Origin of the sequence: Streptosporangium becharense (assembly GCF_014204985.1) — a bacterium.
GTDB lineage: Bacteria > Actinomycetota > Actinomycetes > Streptosporangiales > Streptosporangiaceae > Streptosporangium > Streptosporangium becharense.
On sequence record NZ_JACHMP010000001.1, the window covers coordinates 753791 to 770241 of the forward strand.

The following is a 16451-nucleotide window of genomic DNA, read 5'->3' on the forward strand; positions in this document are numbered from 1 at the left end:
ACCGCGCCCGCACATCCCCGGACCTGACAGTCAGTGCGGCCCCCAGGACCCCCGAGCCGGCCCGGGGACGATCGGGGGCGGGCTCACAGGACGGCGCGGACGGCGGTGTGGGCCGCCTCGCGCATCGTGGCGTGCAGCGCCGCGTTGGCCCCCCGCTCGGTGCGGACCTCCACGATCCGTACCCCCTCCCCCGGCAACGCCTTGACCAGCTGCCCCGGCTCGTCCACGAGGGTGTACGGCGTGCCGGTGGCGGCGGCCACGTGTGCCAGGTCGACCCCGTGCGCGGTGCCGAAGACCCGCTCGAAGGGGTCGCGCAGCGCGGCCTGGGGCAGCAGCGAGAAGATCCCCCCGCCGTCGTTGTTCACCACGACCAGGCACAGGTCGGGGCGGGGCTCACGGGGGCCGAGGATCAGCCCGTTCTGGTCGTGCAGGAAGGTCAGGTCGCCCATCAGGGCGTAGGCGGGGCCGTTGTGGGCCAGGGCGGCGCCCATGGCGGCCGAGACCACCCCGTCGATGCCCGCGGCACCCCTGCTCGCGAGGATCCGCAGGCCCCTCCTCGGACGCATGGCCTGGTCCAGGTCGCGGATCGGCATCGAGGAGCCGGAGAACAGCAGCGACCCGTTGGGCAGCGCCTCGGCCAGGTCGCGGGCCACCCGGGGCTCGCTGAGGCCGCTGTCGTCCAGCACCGCGTCGATCGCGGCCCTGGCCGCGGCGTCGGCGCGGCGCCAGGAGTCGAGCCAGGTGTCGTCGCGCGCGGTGAACGGGATCTCCACGGCCTGCGCCACCTGGGTGGCCGAGCGGGTCGGATCGGGCCAGCGGGTCAGGTCGGAGGCGACCACGATGTGCTCGCCGGCCTGCCCGAGCCAGCCGAGCAGCGGCTTGGACAGGCCGGGGCGGCCCAACGTCACCACCACGTCCGGGCGGTGCCGGTCGGCGAACTCCGGGGTGCCGAGCAGGAAGTGGTAGGCGGACATCGCGTGGTCGCCGTAGCGGGCGCCGCCATTGGGCTCCGACAGGACCGGCCACCCGGCCATGCCCGCCGCGGCCACGTACCGGCGCGTGTTGGTCGCGCCGTCGCCGACGACCAGCACACCGCGCCGGGTCGGCGGCACGTGCAGCGCGACCGGTGGGGAGGTCACCCTGGCCCGGACCCGCGGCCCGCCGGCGGCACCCTCCATCGGCTCGCACCAGGAGTCGTCGCCGTCGGGGATCAGCGGTTCACGGAAGGCCATGTTCAGATGGACGGGACCGGGGTCGTACGGGCCCAGCGAGCGCTGGTAGGCGCGGCAGGCCAGGGAACGCCAGTAGGCGACCTGGCCGGGACGCTCCTCGGGGGCGCCGACCTCGCTGAACCAGCGGACGGCCGCGCCGTACAGCTTGATCTGGTCGACGGTCTGGCTGGCGCCGGTGTCGCGCAGTTCCGGGGGCCGGTCCGCGGTGAGCAGGAGCAGCGGCACCCCCGACTCGTGCGCCTCGACGACGGCCGGGTGGAAGTTCGCCGCCGCGGTGCCCGAGGTGCAGATCAGCGCCACGGGGCGTTCGCTGCGCCGGGCGAGGCCCACGGCCAGGAAGGAGGCCGAGCGTTCGTCCACCCGCACGTGCAACCGGATCCGGCTGTCGGCGTGCACGGCGAGGGCGAGCGGGGCCGAACGGGAGCCGGGCGCGAGCACCACGTCCGTGAGACCGCAGCGGGCGAGCTCGTCGACCAGGACGGTCGCGAGCGCGGTCGCGGGGTTCACCGCACCGCCTCCTTACTTCGCCCCCGAGGGGGAATCCGTCGTGAGACACGCGGTGGCGGCCTCATCTGCCACGGACCGCACCCGAAGGAGCGGTCCGTACCGGTCACGGCCGTCGCCGGCCACGGTCTAGGGGCGGCGCGGGAACTTGCTGAAGTCGGGGGCGCGCTTCTCCTTGAAGGCGTCGCGACCCTCCTGCGCCTCCTCGCTCATGTAGTAGAGCAGGGTGGCGTCGCCGGCGAACTGCTGCATGCCCGCGGCGCCGTCGGTCACGGCGTTCAGCGCACCCTTGAGCATGCGCAGCGCCAGCGGGGACTTCTCCAGCAGTTCCCTGGCCCACCTGACCGTCTCGGCCTCCAGCTCGGCGAGCGGGACGACCGCGTTGACCAGGCCCCAGTCGAGGGCGGTCTGCGCGTCGTACTGGCGGCACAGGTACCAGATCTCACGGGCCCGCTTCAGACCGACGGTCTCGGCCAGCAGCCACGAGCCGTAGCCGCCGTCGAAGGAGCCGACCTTGGGGCCGGTCTGGCCGAAGACGGCGTTGTCGGCGGCGATGGACAGGTCACAGCAGACGTGCAGCACGTGGCCGCCGCCGATGGCGTAACCCGCGATCATCGCGATGACCGGCTTGGGGCAGCGGCGGATCTGGACCTGCAGGTCGAGCACGTTGAGACGGCCCACATGCGGGGTGGACTTGTCGACGTAGCCGTCGTCGCCGCGGATCTTCTGGTCCCCGCCGGAGCAGAAGGCCCGGTCACCGGCGCCGGTGAAGATGATCACGCCGACCTCGGAGTCCTCCTGGGCCACGTTGAAGGCGTCGCGCAGCTCGAAGAGCGTCGTCGGGCGGAAGGCGTTGTGCCGTTCGGGCCGGTTGATCGTGATCTTGGCGATGCCCTCGGCGGTCTCGTAGACGATGTCCTCGTACTGGCCGGACCGCTTCCAGTCGACCGCTCCGCCCCGCTCCGGGGCCGCCCCGTCCGCCACTCGCTTCTCCGCGCCCGGCTCGACCCGCTCCGTGCCCACGATCGCCTCGCCCCTTCCGCTGCGCCGGGGTCGTCCCCGGCCGTTGTCCGGCTTCCGGCACTAACCTTACGACTGTGATGACCATTCCTGTGCACGAGGAGTGGCCTTCCGCTCCACGGGCGTTGAACGCCGTCGTCTCGACGCCCGGCCCCGAGCTGTTCCGACTGGTCGGCGAGGCGCTCAGCGGTGAAGGCCCCGCGGTCCTGCCGTTGTCCCCCGCGCTGCCCGCCCCCGCGCTGCGCGCGGCGCTCGACGCGCTGCGGCCCACCCACGTCGACGGGGTGCGGCGTGCGGACGGCGTGGGCGTACCCGCCGAGGTCGCCGTGGTCATCGCCACCAGCGGATCGACCGGCGCTCCAAAGGGGGTCCAGCTCTCCGCCGCCGCGCTGCGCGCCTCCGCGTCGGCCTCGCTGCGCAGGCTGGGGGCACGGCCGGGCGAGCGCTGGCTGTGCTGCCTGCCGCCCTCGCACGTCTCAGGGCTCCAGGTGCTGGTGCGATCGCTGCTGGGCGGGACCGAACCGGTCGTGCACGACGGGTTCTCGCCCGAGGCGGTGCTCGCCAGTGGCGCCGACCACGTCTCGCTGGTCCCGACGCAGCTGCGCCGACTACTCCATGCGGACCTGTCGGTGTTCGGGACGATCCTGCTCGGCGGGGCCGCCGCCCCGGCCGGCCTGCTGGCCGCGGCGCGGGCGGCCGGGGCCCGGGTGGTCACCACATACGGCATGAGCGAGACCTGCGGCGGATGCGTCTACGACGGCGAGCCGCTGGACGGCGTGCGGGCCGGCATCGGCGGCGACGGCCGGATCCGCCTCTCCGGGCCGATGCTGTTCTCCGGTTACCGGCTCCGCCCCGACCTCACCGCGGCCGCGCTCGACGGCGGATGGTTCCGCACCTCCGATCTCGGCGCGATGGAGGGCGGGCGGCTGCGCGTGCTGGGCCGGGCCGACGACGTGATCAACACCGGTGGGGAGAAGGTGGTCGCCGCGGCGGTGGCGGCCGTCGTGGCCGGGCATCCCGCCGTCACGGACGCCGTCGTGGTCGGGCGACCCGACCCCGAGTGGGGCGAACGGGTGGTGGCCGTCATCGTGTCGCCGGCCCCCCCGTCCCTGGCCGAGCTGCGTGCCTACGCCAAGGAGCGGCTGCCCGCCTACGCGGCGCCCGCCAAGCTTGTCGTCTTGCCCGAAATACCACTTTTGGTCAATGGCAAGCCAGACCTCGAAGCCCTCCGTTATGGTCATCACGAGGAACCGTGAGGGCGTCACCGCGCGTCCAACCGGCAGCCGAACCAGGAGGGACGAGCTCGATGAAGGTGACCCGCAAGACCTTGGTCTCCGCAGGGGTCGTCGGCGTGGTCCTCGCCGGCGGCATCTCCGTCACGGCCGCGGCGTCGGACGGGGGCGTGCGGGGAACCGCAGTCGAGAGGCCCTCGGTCGAGAAGCCCGCCGAACCCGCACCCGCGTCCGTGCCCGCGCACGACCCCGTGCCCTCCACAAGCACCGAACCGGACCCGGAGCCGTGGTCGCCGGCACCGGAGGAGACCCCTCCCGGGGAGGACTACATCGTGTCCAAGGAGGTGAACCCCGATCCGGAGAAGGTCGCCGAATACTGGACCGAGCACCGCACGGAGGAGGCGGAGCCGTTCCCGCTGCCCGTGATCGAGGGCCCGCTGGAGGTGCGCGAGTAGCCGCGTTCGCGGCCCTCTGAGCGGGTGGATCGCCTCAAGGCGATCCACCCATCATATTTTCCGCGTCAAGTCGGGAACAGAAAGTTCTTGCAAGGGGTTATTGGTACTGGTGCGCTGAGCGGCCCCCAGACCGCCCCACCCAATAATTCTGCAAAAAGACGACTCCGTGATGGAGGAGGTGTCCTCATGCCCCAAACCGCCGTGGCGACCTCGTCAGAGGCCCCGACGACCCTCGAGCAGCTTCTTGACCGAGGGCGAGTCCAGGGCCACCTTTCACTCGCGGAGCTGCGTCACGCCTTCGCCGAGGCCGAGATCAGCCCCACCGAGGGCAGGGCGATCCTGCGTGAGCTGACCGAGGCCGGCGTCAGCCTGGCGGCCGACAACGAGCCTCCGCTCACCGCGAGGCCCGGCGCCCGCAAGACCGCCACCCGCAGGGCCAAGGCCGCACCCGCGCGGAAGGCCGGCGGCGCCAAGGCCGCCGCGGAGACCGTGCCCGCGGCGCCCGCCGCTGCTTCCAGGGGTGCCGGGAGCGCCAAGGCCGAGACGCCGGTGGAGCCCGAGCCCGGCGACCTCGACGAGCTCAAGGACGTCCCCGCCGGCCTCGACGCCGAGGAGTGGACCTCCGCCGAGGAGGACCTGGAGGCCGAGCCCACGCTCGACCTGGACGACCAGTCCTCCGCGATGGGCGACTCGGTCCACACCTACCTGAAGTCGATCGGACGCCGCACCCTGCTCACCGCCGCCCAGGAGGTGGAGCTGGCCAAGCGCATCGAGGCGGGCCTGTACGCCGAGGCCAAGCTGGAGTCGGAGCCCGGCCTGTCCCCCGCCATGCGCGACGACCTGGAGTGGATCGCCGAGGACGGCCGCCGGGCCAAGGACCACATGCTGGAGGCCAACCTCCGTCTGGTGGTCTCGGTCGCCAAGAAGTACACCGACCGGGGCATGGCGCTGCTCGACGTGGTGCAGGAGGGCAACCTGGGCCTGATCCGCGCGGTGGAGAAGTTCGACTACACCAAGGGCTACAAGTTCTCCACCTACGCCATGTGGTGGATCCGCCAGGCCATCCAGCGGGGTTTCGCCGACTCGGCGCGCACCATCCGGCTGCCGGTGCACGTGCTGGAGATGCTCTCCAAGCTGTCGCGCGTCGAGCGCGACATGCACCAGCGGCTCGGTCGCGAGCCCACCCCGGAGGAGCTGGGGGCCGAGCTGGACAAGACTCCCGACCAGATCGAGGAGCTCCTGCGCACGAGCCGTCAGCCGATCAGCCTCAACGCCACCATCGGCGAGGACGGCGAGACCACCATCGGCGACCTCATCGAGGACGTCGACTCGCCCGAGGCGTCGGAGGTCGTCGACCGCCAGCTCCTCGGCGAGCAGCTGCGCGGCGTGCTCGGCAACCTCTCCCCCAGGGAGGCCAAGATCATGGCTCTGCGCTTCGGCCTCGTCGACGGCAAGCCGCACACCCTCGACGAGATCGGCAAGCACCTGGGCCTGACGCGCGAGCGCATCCGCCAGCTGGAGAAGGAGTCTCTCTCCAAGCTCCGCCATCCCAGCAACACCCGCCCGCTGCTCGACTGGGCCAGCTGAGCCGGCCACGAGGGGCCGGGCGGGCACCTGCGGCCGGGGCCCGTCCGGCCCTCGCCGTACCGGCCCCGTCGCCGCGAGGGCCGGGGCCGGTACGGGTGGGCGGGCGGCGGCGCGAGGGGGGCGTCCTCCCCCGTTCAGTCCTCGTCGTCCTCCGCGTGGTGGTCGAGGTTGACCACGCCGCGCTTCCAGTATCCGTCGACGTCAACACGGTCCTTGGGCAGCCCGAACTCCCCGCGCAGGTAGCGGCGGATCGGCTTGAGCGTGTCCGCCTCGCCCGCCACCCAGGCGAAGCCCTCGCCCGGCGGCCGAGTGACGCCGCGAACGGCCCGCTCCAGCAGGCCGGCGGTGCCGGGCGCGGCGCCGCCGCGGTGCAGCCAGGTGAGGGTGACGTCGGCGGCGGAGGCGATCTCCTGCTCCTCCTCCGCGCCGGCGACCTCCGCGAACGCGATGACGGTGACCCCGGCGGGCAGCGCCTCCAGCCAGCGGGCCAGGGCGGGCAGCGCCGTCTCGTCGGCCCCGAGCAGGTACCAGTCGTAGTCGAGCGGCACCATCACCGACCCCCGGGGGCCGAGGACGCCGACGCGCTTGCCCGGCGCGGCCTGCTCGGCCCAGGAGGAGCCGGGGCCGTGGCCGTGGATCACCATGTCCACGTCGATCTCCCGCTCCCGCGGGCGGTGGTGACGGACGGTGTAGTCGCGGAGGATCGGCCGGGGCGATCCGGGCGGCGGCGGTTCGAGCCCGTCGGGCCCGAGCCGCGGCATGGACGGCAGCTCGGCGCCCGGCTCGGGGAAGCAGAGCTTGACGTGGTCGGCGGGGGCGGCCTCCCGGAAGCCCTCCAGCTCGTCTCCGGTCAGGGTGACGCGGACCGTGGACGGGGTGATCCTGCGGACCCGGCTGACCTCGAGCAGGCGAGGACGCAGGGGGTATCGGACGATCGTTACATCGGACATGTCGGCTCCTTGACGGGCTGCGGCCGGGCTGGGCGTGGCGGGCGGGGCGGCGAGCCTGCCCGGCGGCCCGGGTACGCCCCGGAGCGGTGACGGCCGCTCACGCTCAGCCGGGCGTCCCGGCGGCGGGCGTGCCGGCCCGGAAGCTTTCGGCACGGGCCGGGATCCCGGCCCGGGACCCCTCCCCGCACGCGATCTCCCGGCCCGCCGGGGCCCCGGCGGACGCGGGTCGCGGCGAGTGCCGCCCCTCGGCGCTCACCGGCACCGGGCAGGACGCCTTCCCCTCCTCGAAGGGGCCGGTCATCGTTCGCCTCCAGGACGGAACCCCTCCCAACTCAGGTAAGGCTTGCCTAAACCCTACCGTGCCGATCTCCACGCCACGAGACGGCGTGCCCTCTTGCAGGACTCAGCCCTCGGCGCCGGACTCCCGCAGGGGACGTAGCGCGGCGGACATGCGGGCGAGTTCGTCGAGCATCACGGCCGCCGCCTCCGTCATCGCCTCGCTGGGCCGCAGGCGCTGCTCGTCGTCGAGGAAGTTCCGCACGAAGGGAATGTTCACCGCCTCCACCAGCGGAACCATCTTCAGTGCCGCGACGACCGGCTTGAGCATCTGCAGCGCCCGGGTGCCGCCGGCCACCCCGCCGTAGCTGACGAAGCCGACGGGCTTGTGCTGCCACTCCTGGTAGAGGTAGTCGAGCGCGTTCTTGATGGCCGCGTTGAACCCGTGGTTGTACTCGGGGATCACGAAGACGAACGCGTCCGCGCGGTCGACGCGGGCGCTCCAGTCCTTGGTGTGCCGGTGCTCGTAACGCCGCAGCCGGGGGTGGTTCGGCTCGTCCAGCAGCGGCAGGCCGACCTCGGCCAGATCGACGAGCTCGGGCTCGAAGCCCTTGTGCTCGACGGCCTCGTCGAGCATCCACTCACCCACCGGCAGGCCGACCCGGCCGGGACGGGTGCTCGCAACGACGATCTGGAGAACGGGCTTGCTCATGAGAGATCTTCTTTCACGGGTTTCACGGGTCTTCCGCGTCCACTCGCCCGCGGGAGCGGCCGTGGACGGCCGCCCGACCGCGGAGGGGCCGCGAGATTTTGCTGACGCATCAACATGTCTATCGAACGAAAGCTGATGCGTCAACATTCCGGAGTTATCATGAGGGCGTGACCGAACCCCGGTGGCTGAGCGATCGCGAACAGCGCATGTGGCGCGCCTTCCAGGACATGCGCCGGAGACTGGAGGCCGTCACGGGGCGGCAGCTCGACGAGGTCGGCCTGTCCGCGGCCGACTACAGCCTGATGGTGCCACTCTCCGAAGCCCCGGGGCGGCGGCTGCGCGCCCGCGAGCTGCGGCGGGGCATCGGCTGGGACCGCAGCCGGCTGGCCCACCAGATGCGCCGGATGGAGCAGCGGGGGCTGATCGTCCGGGAGGACTGCCCCGGCGACGCGCGGGGCACCGTGATCAAACTCACCGACGAGGGCATGCGCGCGATCGTGGCGGCCGCTCCGGGACACGCCGAGACCGTCCGGCGCCACTTCGTCGACCTGCTGACCGACGAGGAGATCGACACCCTCACCACGATCTCCGAACGCGTGCTACGTCACATCGCCGCCGACGCCCCGCCCGCGGACTGACCGTACGCCCTTCTCCAGCCTCTCCGCACCTCTTCGAGATCGGGCCGGGCGGCGGAGGGATGCGGGCAGGCGGAACGCTCCACGGACGCGGCGGTAGACGCCACCGCACGCGAGGGTCGCCGCACACGAGGAGAGGCCGGCCGCGCCCGGGTGCCGGGCACGGCGAAGAAGGCCGGTGTCGTCATGCCGGCCGGACGCGGGCCCCCGGCCCGCCCGCCGCCACGCGGGGCGGGCCGGCCGGGACCGCGGTCAGCGGGCGGTGGCGGTGACCGGCCGCGGGACGCGGGCGATGCCGGTCAGGCGGTTCTGCTCGCGCAGGGTGCGCAGCCGGTTGACCTCGGCGGTCCACCGGGCACCCGCCGGAGTGGCCCTGCCCTTGCGGCGGCGGAGCCGGTCCTCGTACGACTTGATCCCGAAGGTGACGCGCTGGTTGGCCTCGGCGGCGCGCAGGGCCTCCGTCAACGCCCTGTCGAAGGCCAGCCCCGCGGCCCGCAGCTCCTCCACGGGGGCGGCGGCGGCCTGTACGCGGCGCAGCTCCGCCTCGGCGGCGCGTGCCTTCCCCAGAAGCTCGGGGAAGCTCTTCCCGACCTCCTGGTCAGCGTGGTAGCGAACCTCCGCCTCCCGGCTCACACTCGGTCGGAAAAACGCCATCGTCTGCCCTTTCTCACCGATCGCCGGGCCTGCTCCGGCAGATCACCGCTCGTAGCCTACGCCGTCCGCTCCCGCCCCCGGTACTCAGGGAGCGGGGTGCCCGGCGCGCCTTCCTTTACGCAGTAAGGTCACGGATGGCAGGATGGCGGCATGCCCGCCAAACGACCGCCCATCCCCCTGTCGCACGAGCGCATCATCGACGCGGCCCTGCACATCGCCGACAGCCAGGGGCTGCGGCGGCTGACGATGCGCCGGCTGGGTGACGCGCTCCAGGTGGAGGCGATGGCCATCTACCACCATCTGCCCCGGGGCAAGGACGCCCTGATGGACGCGCTCGCCGAGCACGTCACCGCCGTCCACGTCGAGCCCGGCGACAGTTGGCAGGAGAGCGCCCGCGCGTGGTGCCGGGCGAGCCGGGCCGCGCTGCGCGAGCACCCGGGGGTACTGGCACTGGCCCTGACCAAACCGCCGAAGGGGAGGGCGGCGATCGCGATCAGGGAGCAGACCGAGCAACTGGCCGAGGCGGGGCTCGCCGACCCGTCCGGAGCGGTGCGGGCGCTGCGGGCCTACGTCTTCGGGGCGGTGGCGGTGGAGGTGCAGCGGTCGGGGTGGGCCGAGCCCTCGGGCGACGGGGACGAGCCCTGGCGACCCCCCTCCCGCGGCGGCGGCACCCCGGAGGCGGACACCGACTTCGAGCTGGGACTGGACGCCCTTCTGGCCGGGCTGGCGGGGCGCTGACCCGCTGGGAAAGTCCTGACCGATCATTTGTACGCCGCTCGGCGTGTCGCGCTTGGCCGGATATCATGCCATGAGGCATGCTGTGTGATAGGTCACACCCCCGATAGAGCCCCGGCGGACTGGTCCTCCCGCTGCTCGCAAACAGTCCTAACGGGCTATGTCGCGGGAGTGGGATCGGTCACACACTTGAGGTGCGGCCTCATCCCGTTCGAGGCCGCACGGCCATATGTCAACATCCACCTGCTCGTCCCCGTCACGCGTGGGAACGGAGTCTCATCGGTGACGGTGCTCGCCCGATCTCCGATGCCGACCCCTCACCGACGCCGACTCCGGCGAGCCGACACGAGAGATCCGGAGGCACGCCGATGTGCCCGCACGAGCCGGCCTGTCCGTCAGCAGACGCACTCGACCGCGAAGCCGCCCGCACCCTGGCGGCCCACCCGGAGCAGGGCTGGAGCCTGCTCTGCAACGGCGTGGTGCTGTTCGAGGACACCGGTGAACTCCTTCCCAACGGCGCCGTCATCGAACCGCACCGGCCACTGGCCGGCGTCTCCTGACCGCCGCATCACGCTGAGTCCGGCCGCATCCTCACATCGAGCCACTCGGCGACGACCTCACCCACGCGGGCGGGGTCCTTCCTGAGATCGTGCCCCTCCCCCGGCAGCACCACCAGGCGCGCGGCGTCCGCCGCCCGGGGAATGCCGAACGGGTCACGATCCCCGTTGACGACGAGCACGTCCACACCCGCCGCGCGGAGTTCTCCGGCGCGGGAACGCTCCGGCCTGCCCGGCGGGTGCAGCGGGAACGCCAGTGCGACGACCGTCCGGGCCCCGGCCCGCAACGCCGTACGGCAGGCGACCCTGGCCCCGTTGCTCCGCCCGCCCTGCGCGAACGGCAGCTCCGGATACCGCTCGCGGATCCCGGCCACCAGCGCCTCCCACGCCTCGTCCTGCCTGGCCGGCGTTCCGGGTGCGCGGCCACCGCGCACCCGGAACGGCTGGAGCACCCTGGCGACCACACCTCCGATCCGCAGCACCGCGTCCCGCACGGCCAGCAGATCGGGGGCGTCCACTCCCCCGGCCGAACCGTGGGTGAGCACGAGCAGGAAGCGGGGGTCGGCCACCTCGTCGATCTCGGCCACGGCCGGACCCTGCGCCGTGGTGAGCTCCACGGTGACCGACGCGCCCGCAGGCGACACTGGCTCAAAGGTGGGCACCATCTCGTCCTAACGGCCGATGTCGGCGAAAAACGCTCCGTTGAACAATCGGAGCGTGCAGGATCACCACGATATCCGGCAGGACATGCGCGCCACCGTCGAGGCCCGGCGCGATCTCGGCCCGGACTACGAGACCGCCCTCATCGAGTCGTTCGTCTCGCGCCTCGACGCGACCATCACCCAGCGCGTGCGCGCGGAGATGCACGCCTCCCGGGCAGCGCCGCCCGACCGGCGGCCGCCCAGAGACAGCTCTCCGATCGCGATGATGCTTGCCTCGATGGGCATGGGCATCCCGTTGACCGTCATCACCGCCGAGTACGGAGGCGGGGCCGGGTTGCTGCTGTCCTGGGGCGGCATCGTCACGATCAACGTCGCCTACGCCCTCGGCCGCCTGCGCCACCGAGACTGATCACCGTCCCGGCCGGAAAGCGCGGGATCACGGGCAGGAGGGCTCACGGACTCCCGCCGTCGCGGGAACCCGGTGCCTCGCCGCCGGTCCCCGGCGCGGACCCGGGCGCCGTCGCGGCCGGACCCGGTCCGCACCGGGCCCGGCCGCGACGGCGTTCACAGATCCCGGTCCAGGCGGAGCCGGACCTCACCGGCGAGATCCGCGTCCGGGCTCTCCAGCCCGTAACGCCACACCCGCTCGGCGTCCTCGTCCCGCCCGCGCAGCCGCAGCGTGCGGGCCAGGAGTTCGATGGCCAGCGCACCGGTCTCGGTGTCGCAGCCCTCCTCGACGGCGCCGGAGAACTCCGCGCACGCCAGTTCCAGGTGGACGATGCCGAGCATCACCCGCAGCCTGGACGCCTCGGCGACGTCCGGCACCGACAGTGCCTCCAGCAGGACCTCCGCCGCGGCTCCCGCCTCACCGTCCTCCAGAAGGCTCTCCGCCAGCCGCTGGGCGGCACCGGAGGCGATCTCCGGGTCACCGGTGGCCAGGGCGTCGCGCAGGCACCGCTCCGACTCCTCCGCGCTCGTGGCGAGCCTGGCGAGCGCCATGTGCGCCAGCGGCACGTAGGCGGGGTTGCCGGTGCCGAGGGCGGCCTGCCAGGCGGCCCTGGCCTGGTCCGGCAGGTCCTCACGCTCGAAGCTCCCGGCGAGCAGGCAGGCGGCCTGGGCCGCGAACTCGGGATGACCGGTCGCCAGGGCGGTGCGCGCGGCCGCGCGGGAGCCGGGCAGATCCCCGCGCTCCTGGAGGACCACGGCCAGGCCCACCGCCGCCTGGGCCAGGTCGGGTGCGCCGGGATCGGCGACGAGCTCAGCGAAGATCGTGGCGGCGCCGTCGAGGTCGCCCGACTCGGCCAGTCTTCGCGCGGTTTCCAACGGAGGCGTGCCCACCTCTGGCATGCATGATCCTTCCAGGACGAGGAGACGCCCCGAGCCTAACGACTCGGGGCGTCACCCGTCCCCCGCATACCCGGCGAATCGGCGGCCGGAGCCGCCGATCCGCCGGGCATGGGGGATCAGTCCTCGTAGGCGGCCAGGGGCGGGCAGGAGCACACCAGGTTGCGGTCGCCGTAGGCCTGGTCGATGCGGCGAACCGGCGACCAGTACTTGTTCTCACGCAGGGAGGCCAGCGGGTAGGCGGCCTCCGCCCGGGTGTAGGGGTGGGCCCACTCGTCGGCGAGCAGGGAGGCGGCCGTGTGCGGGGCGTTGCGCAGCGGGTTGTCGACCTTGTCGTACGCGCCGGAGGCGACCTTGGCGATCTCCTCGCGGATCGCGATCATCGCGTCGCAGAACCGGTCGAGCTCCGCCAGGTCCTCACTCTCGGTCGGCTCGATCATCAGCGTGCCGGCCACCGGGAAGGACATCGTCGGGGCGTGGAAGCCGTAGTCGACGAGGCGCTTGGCCACGTCGTCGACGGTCACGCCGGTCTCCTTGGTGATCTGGCGCAGGTCGACGATGCACTCGTGGGCCACCAGGCCGCCGCGGCCGGTGTACAGGACCGGGTAGTGCGGGCTGAGCCTGCGGGCCAGGTAGTTGGCCGACAGGATGGCCTGCTCGGTGGCCGCGCGCAGGCCGTCGCCGCCCATCATGCGGATGTAGGCCCAGGAGATGGGCAGGATGCCCGCCGAACCGTACGGCGCGGCCGAGACCGGGCCGACCGCCGAGCCGTCACGCAGCGGGTGGCCGGGCAGGTAGTCGGCCAGGTGGGCGCGGACCGCGACGGGGCCGACGCCGGGGCCGCCGCCGCCGTGCGGGATGCAGAAGGTCTTGTGCAGGTTGAGGTGGGAGACGTCCGCCCCGAACTCGCCCGGCTTGGCCAGGCCGACCAGCGCGTTGAGGTTCGCGCCGTCGACGTACACCTGCCCGCCGGCCTCGTGGACCAGCTCGCAGATCCGGCCGATCGTCTCCTCGTACACGCCGTGCGTGGACGGGTAGGTCACCATGATCGCGGCGAGCTGGTCACGGTTCTTGTCGATCTTGACCGTGAGGTCGTCGAGGTCCACGTTGCCGTCGGAGTCGCAGGCCACCACGACGACGCGCATTCCCGCCATGACGGCGCTGGCGGCGTTGGTGCCGTGCGCGGACGAGGGGATCAGGCACACGTCGCGGCCGTGCTCGCCGCGCGCCTTGTGGTAGGCGCGGATGGCCAGCAGACCGGCGAACTCACCCTGGGAGCCGGCGTTGGGCTGGATCGAGACGGCGTCGTAGCCGGTCACCTCGGCCAGCCAGGTCTCCAGCTCCTTGACCAGCTCGAGGTAGCCCTGGACCTGGTCCTCGGGGGCGTAGGGGTGAAGCCCGGCGAACTCGGGCCAGGTGATGGGCTCCATCTCGGTGGTCGCGTTGAGCTTCATGGTGCAGGAGCCCAGCGGGATCATCGACCGGTCGAGCGCGACGTCCTTGTCCTGAAGCCTGCGCAGGTAGCGCAGCAGGGCGGTCTCGGAGCGGTGGTTGTGGAAGACCGGGTGGGTCAGGTAGTCGCTGACGCGCACCAGGGCGGGCGGCAGCGCGTCGTGCGTGGCCGCGTCGAGGTCGGTCAGGACCGCGCCGCTGACCCCGAAGGCGGCCAGGACCTCCTCCAGGTGGATGAGCTCGGTCTTCTCGTCGCAGGTGATGCCGACGTGGTCGGCGTCGACCAGGCGCAGGTTGATCCCGTTGTCGCGGGCGGCGGCGACGATCTCGTCCGCACGCCCCGGCACCCTGGCGAGCACGGTGTCGAAGAAGGTGTCGTGCACGATCTCGACGCCGCCCTCGCGCAGGCCCTCGGCGAGCACGACGGCGTGCCGGTGGGTGCGGCGGCCGATCCGGCGCAGGCCCTCGGGCCCGTGGTAGACGGCGTACATGCCCGCGATCACGGCGAGCAGCACCTGCGCGGTGCAGATGTTGCTGGTGGCCTTCTCCCGGCGGATGTGCTGCTCACGGGTCTGCAGCGCGAGCCGGTAGGCGGGGTGCCCGTCGGCGTCCTGGGAGACGCCGACCAGCCGGCCGGGCATCTGCCGCTGGAGGCCGTCGCGGACGGCCATGTAGGCCGCGTGGGGGCCGCCGAAGCCCAGCGGGACGCCGAAGCGCTGCGAGGAGCCGACCGCGATGTCGGCACCGAGCTCACCCGGCGCGGCGAGCAGGGTCAGCGCGAGCAGGTCGGCGGCGGCGACCACCTGGGCGCCGCGGGAGTGGGCGGCGTCGGCGATGGCGCGGAAGTCGCGCACCCTGCCGCTGGCCCCCGGGTACTGCACGAGCACGCCGAAGCAGTCGGGGAGCTCACCGGTGAAGTCGCTTTCGAGCAGCTCGATGCCGAGCGGTTCGGCGCGGGTGCGCAACACCGCCTTGGTCTGCGGCAGCGCGTCGGCGTCGACGACGAAGACGTTGGACGGGACGCGACCGGCCCGCCGGGCCAGGGTCATGGCCTCGGCGGCGGCGGTGGCCTCGTCGAGCAGGGAGGCGCCGGCGACGTCGAGCGCAGTCAGGTCGGAGACGACCGTCTGGAAGTTGATCAGGGCCTCCAGGCGGCCCTGGGAGATCTCCGGCTGGTAGGGCGTGTAGGCGGTGTACCAGCCCGGGTTCTCCAGCAGGTTGCGGCGGATGACGGCCGGAGTGATCGTGTCGTGGTAGCCCAGGCCGATCATCGAGGTGAGCACGGTGTTGCGCGAGGCCAGGACGCGCAGTTCGGCGATGGCCTCGACCTCGCTCGCCGCCGGGGGCAGGTCCAGCCGGTCGGCGGTCCGGATCGCCTCCGGGACGGCCACCGCGGCCAGGTCGGCGGTGGAGGCGAAGCCGACCGCCTCCAGCATGCGGGCCTGGCCCGCGTTGTCGGGCCCGATGTGGCGGGCGGCGAACGGCGGCGGGGCGAGCTCGCTGAGCGGTGACAGATCGGTCATGGAAAGCCTCCCGAGGCGGTGGAGACCGGCGCTGGGCGCGGGCGTACGGCCGGATCTCCCCCTCTGTCATCGCGACCTGAGAGTTTCACCTGCCCTGCCGGGAGGCTTTCACCGTCGGTGAGACGCGCCTGGCGGGCGCACCTGCTTTCCAGAGTTGCCTCGTCCGTGCGGTACGGGTGCCTGAGAGATTCCGGGGAGGTTGCTCCTTCGGCGCCCCGATCGTGCCGGGGTCTCTCCCGCACAGGGTCAGTGGCGAATCAACTTTACCCGGTTCGTCGTGCTCTGCGACGACGGGCCAGCTCATCGGCCTGGTGATCTTCTAAAGGGCTCGCCGGCTCCGCACGCTCGCCGGGAATGTCCGCCAGGGAGCCCTCCACCTCCTGCCAGACCCGGCCGAGGGCGATGCCGAAGACGCCCTGCCCGCCCTGGAGCAGGTCGATGACCTCGTCGGGGGAGGTGCACTCGTAGACGCTCACCCCGTCGCTCATCAGGGTGATCTCCGCCAGGTCGTTGACCCCGCGGTCACGCAGGTGCTGCACGGCGATGCGGATCTGCTGGAGGGAGACGCCGGTGTCGAGGAGCCGCTTGACGACCTTGAGCACCAGGATGTCGCGGAAGCCGTACAGACGCTGGGATCCGGAGCCGTGAGCGGCCCGGACGGTGGGCTCGACCAGACCGGTGCGAGCCCAGTAGTCGAGTTGCCGGTAGGTGATGCCGGCCGCGGCACAGGCCGTCGGGCCGCGGTAGCCGATGTCGGCGGGCACCTTCACCGGTCGCCCGTCGAACAGCAGACCCTCTTCACCCGCGCGCTGACGTGCCGACTGGCGCCGTTCCGGGTCATCCTGGCCGGCGTTTCTACCCTCGCCGCTGCTGACCGCCACGCGGACCTCCGGCTTTCTCTCATCCCGCGGCCTGATCTGG

17 protein-coding genes and 1 riboswitch are annotated in these 16451 nt (G+C 72.7%); of the genes, 7 read left to right on the forward strand and 10 right to left on the reverse strand.

What is annotated here, in order from left to right:
• Positions 1-83: 83 nt before the first annotated feature.
• Both menD and menB read right to left on the reverse strand, forming a co-directional pair.
• Positions 84-1739 carry a 2-succinyl-5-enolpyruvyl-6-hydroxy-3-cyclohexene-1-carboxylic-acid synthase gene (gene menD / locus F4562_RS03295; RefSeq protein ID WP_184548627.1) on the reverse strand — a complete coding sequence of 552 codons (1656 nt, stop codon included), beginning with the start codon at positions 1737-1739 and terminating at the stop codon, positions 84-86.
• 126 nt (positions 1740-1865) lie between these two features.
• A complete protein-coding gene (menB, locus tag F4562_RS03300; protein WP_184548705.1) occupies positions 1866-2720 on the reverse strand; it encodes a 1,4-dihydroxy-2-naphthoyl-CoA synthase in 855 nt (284 codons plus the stop codon).
• A gap of 116 nt (positions 2721-2836) precedes the next feature.
• Here menB and F4562_RS03305 point away from each other — a divergent pair, with 116 nt between their 5' ends.
• The 3 genes from F4562_RS03305 (at position 2837) to F4562_RS03315 (ending at position 6030) form a co-directional block, all read left to right on the forward strand.
• Positions 2837-4012: an AMP-binding protein gene (locus tag F4562_RS03305; RefSeq protein WP_184548629.1), complete on the forward strand. Its 1176-nt coding sequence runs from the start codon at positions 2837-2839 to the stop codon at positions 4010-4012.
• A gap of 50 nt (positions 4013-4062) precedes the next feature.
• Entirely contained in the window at positions 4063-4443 is a 381-nt protein-coding gene (locus tag F4562_RS03310; protein WP_184548631.1) for a hypothetical protein, read from the forward strand.
• 186 nt (positions 4444-4629) lie between these two features.
• Positions 4630-6030 carry an RNA polymerase sigma factor gene (locus tag F4562_RS03315; RefSeq protein ID WP_246473341.1) on the forward strand — a complete coding sequence of 467 codons (1401 nt, stop codon included), beginning with the start codon at positions 4630-4632 and terminating at the stop codon, positions 6028-6030.
• Between the two features lie 134 nt (positions 6031-6164).
• Here the strand turns inward: F4562_RS03315 and F4562_RS03320 are convergent, their stop codons facing one another.
• The 3 genes from F4562_RS03320 to F4562_RS03330 all read right to left on the reverse strand — a co-directional run bounded on the left by F4562_RS03320 (position 6165) and on the right by F4562_RS03330 (position 7968).
• Complete coding sequence (locus tag F4562_RS03320) at positions 6165-6980, reverse strand: siderophore-interacting protein (protein ID WP_184548633.1); 816 nt, start codon at positions 6978-6980, stop codon at positions 6165-6167.
• 103 nt (positions 6981-7083) lie between these two features.
• The gene (locus F4562_RS03325; RefSeq protein WP_184548642.1) at positions 7084-7281 is read right to left on the reverse strand and encodes an MbtH family NRPS accessory protein; all 198 of its coding nucleotides are present in this window, start codon (positions 7279-7281) and stop codon (positions 7084-7086) included.
• A 102-nt stretch (positions 7282-7383) separates the two neighbouring features.
• On the reverse strand, positions 7384-7968 hold the full coding sequence (locus F4562_RS03330) for an NADPH-dependent FMN reductase (RefSeq protein ID WP_184548644.1): 585 nt from the start codon (positions 7966-7968) through the stop codon (positions 7384-7386).
• A gap of 167 nt (positions 7969-8135) precedes the next feature.
• Between F4562_RS03330 and F4562_RS03335 the strand changes: the two genes are divergently transcribed.
• Positions 8136-8606: a MarR family winged helix-turn-helix transcriptional regulator gene (locus tag F4562_RS03335; RefSeq protein WP_221207942.1), complete on the forward strand. Its 471-nt coding sequence runs from the start codon at positions 8136-8138 to the stop codon at positions 8604-8606.
• Positions 8607-8855: 249 nt separating this feature from the next.
• On the opposite strand, the gene F4562_RS03340 is transcribed toward F4562_RS03335, so the two are convergent.
• Positions 8856-9257 (reverse strand): hypothetical protein, encoded by a 402-nt coding sequence (locus F4562_RS03340; RefSeq protein ID WP_184548646.1) that lies wholly within the window; start codon positions 9255-9257, stop codon positions 8856-8858.
• 150 nt (positions 9258-9407) lie between these two features.
• On the opposite strand from F4562_RS03340, the gene F4562_RS03345 reads away from it, so the two are divergent.
• Both F4562_RS03345 and F4562_RS03350 read left to right on the forward strand, forming a co-directional pair.
• A complete protein-coding gene (locus F4562_RS03345) occupies positions 9408-9995 on the forward strand; it encodes a TetR/AcrR family transcriptional regulator C-terminal domain-containing protein (protein WP_184548648.1) in 588 nt (195 codons plus the stop codon).
• A 365-nt stretch (positions 9996-10360) separates the two neighbouring features.
• Positions 10361-10552 (forward strand): DUF5999 family protein, encoded by a 192-nt coding sequence (locus F4562_RS03350; RefSeq protein WP_184548650.1) that lies wholly within the window; start codon positions 10361-10363, stop codon positions 10550-10552.
• Between the two features lie 8 nt (positions 10553-10560).
• Here F4562_RS03350 and F4562_RS03355 read toward each other — a convergent pair whose 3' ends face one another.
• Positions 10561-11166 (reverse strand): alpha/beta hydrolase family protein, encoded by a 606-nt coding sequence (locus F4562_RS03355; RefSeq protein WP_311734300.1) that lies wholly within the window; start codon positions 11164-11166, stop codon positions 10561-10563.
• A 100-nt stretch (positions 11167-11266) separates the two neighbouring features.
• Between F4562_RS03355 and F4562_RS03360 the strand changes: the two genes are divergently transcribed.
• Positions 11267-11620: a hypothetical protein gene (locus F4562_RS03360; RefSeq protein WP_184548654.1), complete on the forward strand. Its 354-nt coding sequence runs from the start codon at positions 11267-11269 to the stop codon at positions 11618-11620.
• A 155-nt stretch (positions 11621-11775) separates the two neighbouring features.
• Here the strand turns inward: F4562_RS03360 and F4562_RS03365 are convergent, their stop codons facing one another.
• From F4562_RS03365 to F4562_RS03375, 3 genes are all read right to left on the reverse strand, one after another.
• Positions 11776-12558, reverse strand: coding sequence for a hypothetical protein (locus tag F4562_RS03365; RefSeq protein WP_184548656.1), 783 nt, complete (start codon positions 12556-12558; stop codon positions 11776-11778).
• A gap of 116 nt (positions 12559-12674) precedes the next feature.
• The gene (gene gcvP, locus F4562_RS03370) at positions 12675-15530 is read right to left on the reverse strand and encodes an aminomethyl-transferring glycine dehydrogenase (protein ID WP_184548658.1); all 2856 of its coding nucleotides are present in this window, start codon (positions 15528-15530) and stop codon (positions 12675-12677) included.
• A 158-nt stretch (positions 15531-15688) separates the two neighbouring features.
• A riboswitch (glycine riboswitch) is annotated at positions 15689-15779 on the reverse strand.
• 14 nt (positions 15780-15793) lie between these two features.
• Complete coding sequence (locus F4562_RS03375; protein ID WP_184548660.1) at positions 15794-16411, reverse strand: MerR family transcriptional regulator; 618 nt, start codon at positions 16409-16411, stop codon at positions 15794-15796.
• Positions 16412-16451: the final 40 nt, after the last annotated feature.